Genomic DNA, 2,631 nt, shown 5'->3' on the forward strand with positions numbered 1-2,631 from the left:
GAGTGGGGTGGTGGCCCAGGTGGCCGCGCCTCACCGCGGGGTGGCCGTTCTGCACCCGTACCGGGGCGATGCTGGTCTCGGCGGGGTGGGGCGGCCCTGACAGGTGGCGCATTCGGTGGGCCTGTGGCGCCAGGGTGGGACGCGCGCGGCGTCTCCCGGGTCGAGGGGCTCCACCTCCCGGCCGTCCGGCGCCCGGCTCAGGGCGAGGGCGACGTCTGCCGGGGCGGGACCGGGGTCTGTTCCGGGAGCTCGGGGGCGGGAGTCCGTTTCGGGACCGTCGCCCGCCACAGTTCACGCATTCCCAGGGCCGTGGCGACGACCAGCAGGGTGTTGCGGACGAGCAGGAGGGTGATGCCGAGCGGGCTGCTGCTCACCACGTCCGCGAACCAGACCGGGAACTCCAGGACCGTCACGAAGCACGCCACCAGCACCAGCACCGCCGGCACACCCATCCGGCTCGCGCGGAAGCACAGGCAGGCCGCCGCGAGGCCGACCAGCCACACCATGTACTGAGGGCTGATCACCCGGCTGGTGGTGGTGAACATCAGCACCGCCACCAGCGCCGCGTCGGCCGCCGTGTGCGTCTCGAACCGGGTGGCCGTCAGCCGCCACAGCAGCAGCAGTCCGAAGGCCATGCCGGTCAGCGCCAGCGCGGCCGTGCTGACGGTGGTCACCCACGGGCCGAGGAACTCGACCGAGCCGTAGTTCAGCAGCACCTGGCCGTCCCACCCGTGGTGGCGGGCGATGTGGAAGACCAGCGAGCCCAGCGACTCCACCTCGGTGCCCCGCTCCCGCTGGAAGGTCAGGAAGGCGAAGGCCCCGGGCATCGACACCGAGAACAGACCGGCCACCACCGCGACCGTCACCGCCGCCGACGCCCACACACTGCGCCTGCGGATGCCGACCAGGACCAGCGCCGGCCACACCTTCAGCAGCGCCCCGAAGCCCACCAGCGCCCCCGCGACCTTCGGATGCCGGGCCGCCGCCAGGACCGCCGCGACCGCCACCGCGGTCACCATCACGTCGTAGCGGGAGTAGACGGTCGGACCGAGCAGCGGTACGCCCGCCACCCACACCCAGGCCCCCCGCAGCCGCCGCCCGTCGCGCAGGCCCGCGTACAGCAGCAGGAGCAGGACGGCCAGGTCCGCCGCGAAGGCCATGAGGAAGAAGGCCTGCGTGTACTCCAGGAAGGGCAGCAGCGCCGGGGAGAGGATCGCGAGGGCCGCGGCCGGCGGGTACTGCCAGGTCACGTCGTCCTGCGGGAACGTTCCGGTGCGCAGGACGTCGTACCAGCCCTGGTAGATGACCGACACGTCACTGGTGACGTCCGGGCCCGGGAAGACGTACACCTTGAAGACCCAGAGCAGGAGGAGCAGCCTGGTCACGCCCCAGGTCAGCAGCAGTCCGGTCAGGGATCGCCGCCCGGCCTTCGTCTCCACGTGATCCCCTGCCGTTCGCTTGCGGTCTTGAGGGGAACATGATGTCCCGCTCTCCTGTGAGGGTGCCATAAACGCGGCCGCGCCCGCTGTGAGCAGCCGGTTCGGTAATGTCGGCGGCGATGCACAAGACCCTGATCGTGACGAACGACTTCCCGCCCCGCCCCGGTGGCATCCAGGCGTTCCTGCACAACATGGCGCTGCGCCTCGACCCCGAGCGCCTGGTCGTCTACGCCTCCACCTGGAAGCGGAGCCGGGAGGGCGTCGAGGCGACCGCCGCCTTCGACGCCGAGCAGCCCTTCACCGTCGTACGGGCCTCCACGACCATGCTGCTGCCGACACCCGGGGCGACCCGGAAGGCCGTCGGGCTGCTGCGGGAGCACGGCTGTACGTCGGTGTGGTTCGGGGCGGCCGCGCCGCTCGGCCTGATGGCGCCCGCGCTCAGGAGGGCCGGGGCGGAGCGGCTGGTGGCGACGACCCACGGACACGAGGCGGGGTGGGCCCAACTGCCCGCCGCTCGGCAGCTGCTGGGCCGTATCGGCGAGTCGACGGACACGATCACCTACCTCGGCGAGTACACGCGGTCGCGGATCGCCGCCGCGCTGACCCCCCGGGCCGCCGGCAGGATGGTCCAGCTCCCGCCGGGGGTCGACGAGAAGACCTTCCACCCCGGGTCGGGCGGGGACGCCGTGCGGGCCCGGCTCGGGCTCACGGACCGGCCGGTGGTCGTGTGCGTCTCGCGGCTCGTCCCGCGCAAGGGACAGGACACCCTCATCCTCGCCATGCCGCGGATCCTGGCCGCGGAGCCCGACGCCGTCCTGCTGATCGTCGGCGGCGGGCCGTACGAGAAGGAGCTGCGCAGGCTCGCCCACGAGACCGGGGTCGCCGGTTCCGTCCGCTTCACCGGGGCCGTGCCCTGGGCCGAGCTGCCCGCGCACTACGGCGCCGGGGACGTCTTCGCGATGCCGTGCCGGACCCGCCGGGGCGGGCTAGACGTCGAGGGGCTAGGGATCGTCTACCTGGAGGCCTCCGCGACCGGGCTGCCCGTCGTCGCCGGCGACTCCGGCGGCGCCCCGGACGCCGTGCTCGACGGCGAGACCGGGTGGGTCGTGCGGGGCGGTTCCGCCGAAGAGGCCGCCGAGCGGATCGTCGTCCTCCTCGGGGACGCGGAACTGCGGAGGCGGATGGGGGAGCG

General features: G+C 73.3%; 2 protein-coding genes. One reads left to right on the forward strand and one right to left on the reverse strand.

The window, feature by feature from the left end:
- Window positions 1-197: 197 nt before the first annotated feature.
- The gene (locus AOJ26_RS40790; protein WP_053853368.1) at window positions 198-1,439 is read right to left on the reverse strand and encodes a glycosyltransferase 87 family protein; all 1,242 of its coding nucleotides are present in this window, start codon (window positions 1,437-1,439) and stop codon (window positions 198-200) included.
- Window positions 1,440-1,558: 119 nt separating this feature from the next.
- Between AOJ26_RS40790 and AOJ26_RS40795 the strand changes: the two genes are divergently transcribed.
- The coding region (locus AOJ26_RS40795) for a glycosyltransferase family 4 protein (RefSeq protein WP_053853369.1) at window positions 1,559-2,631 on the forward strand (1,073 nt) is incomplete at its 3' end.

Origin of the sequence: Streptomyces sp. NRRL B-24085, assembly GCF_001282115.1 — a bacterium.
In the GTDB taxonomy this organism is placed as follows: Bacteria; Actinomycetota; Actinomycetes; order Streptomycetales; family Streptomycetaceae; genus Streptomyces.